Source organism: Mesorhizobium sp. M8A.F.Ca.ET.021.01.1.1 (assembly GCF_003998025.1).
Taxonomy (GTDB): domain Bacteria; phylum Pseudomonadota; class Alphaproteobacteria; order Rhizobiales; family Rhizobiaceae; genus Mesorhizobium.
The window spans coordinates 1-1244 of sequence record NZ_RZSJ01000946.1 but is presented as its reverse complement, the minus strand read 5'-3'; the positions used below and the strand labels follow the sequence as shown (position 1 = coordinate 1244).

Below are 1244 nucleotides of genomic sequence, written 5' to 3'. Positions count from 1 at the left end.
CTGCAAATCCTTCAGCGCCGCCGTGCCGGAACCAGACAGGGCGGCGATCATTGCGTCGACCGACTTGCCGCTGGTCGACAGCGTCGTCGAGAAATCGCTGGTGCCGCCGATGCCCGCGTCCGGCAACACGCTTGCCAGATCGGCGCCCGCCAGCTTCATCTGTCCGGTGAAAAGCCCCGTGCCCTCATTGTTCTTCAACTCGAACAGGCCGGTCAGCGCCCCGCCGAGGAATTTGGCCTTGAGATCGGCCACGCGGATGCCGTCCGGGTCGAGCTTGAGCGAGAAGGCCGCGTCATAGGCGGTGGCGAGCGGGCCGGCGGCCAGCGAAGCCGTGGTCAGGTCGAGATCGGCCGTGAACGGCAAGCTGGACTTCTGGCTGAACGGCGCCGATGGCCACGCACTGGCCCTGTTACTCTTGCCGGCCTTGTCACTCTTGCCGGCCTTGTCACTCTTGCCGGCATTGTCATTTTTGTCGGCCCCGTTCTTTTCCACGAGAAAAGCGGAATCGCCGAACAGCGCCACCGCCATCGGATCAAGGTCGAGTTCGTCGAGCGCCAGCGCGCCGGCCAGATGCGGCACGCCGTCCTTGCCGTCCACGCCCTGCTTGACATCGAGGTTGATGTCGCCGGACACGGCTGCCTCGTTGATGGCGCCGCTGAGCCCGGAGAGCACCAGCAGGCCGTTGCCATAATCGGCCTGCGCGGCCAGCGATGTCGACATGCCGGCGCCCATGCCGGGCAGGCCGATGCCCGTCGTCATCAGCCATGGCTCGATGTCGGAGGCGTCGAGGTTGACCTTGCCCTTCGCCGTCGGACCTTGCGGCGTGTCGGCGACCGTTCCCTCGAAGCCGGCCTTGAAGTCGTTGCCGGCAAGGCTGAAGCTCGTCGTCAGGCCGCCGCCGAACGTGCCCTTGGCCTGGATATCGGTGCTTGCCTCGCCCAGCATGCCGAGCGGTAGCGCCGGCAAGCCGTAGAGCGCCAGCAAGGCGGTTGCGTCCGGGTTCCTGGCATTGAACGTCAGTGTCACGGGGGCGTCAGAAAGCTTGCCCACCGCGCCCTTCCCCGACAGCGACGCCGAAAACGCCGAGCCGCCGGCCTTACCTTGCCCGCTCATCGCCAGGCCCGTGGAGCCGTCGCCATTGTCGGCGGCACTGGCCACGAGGTCGATGCGCGCATCCTGGAACAGGTCGGGATAAGCGGCGGCGCGGCCCGCGAGCCCCTTCAGCACGGCATTATCAGGATAAT

Annotated in this window: 1 pseudogene; it reads right to left on the bottom strand. The window is 66.6% G+C overall.

From position 1 onward, the window contains the following. Positions 1-1244 (bottom strand): annotated as a pseudogene (locus EOA36_RS35700) (AsmA-like C-terminal region-containing protein); the annotation flags it as partial.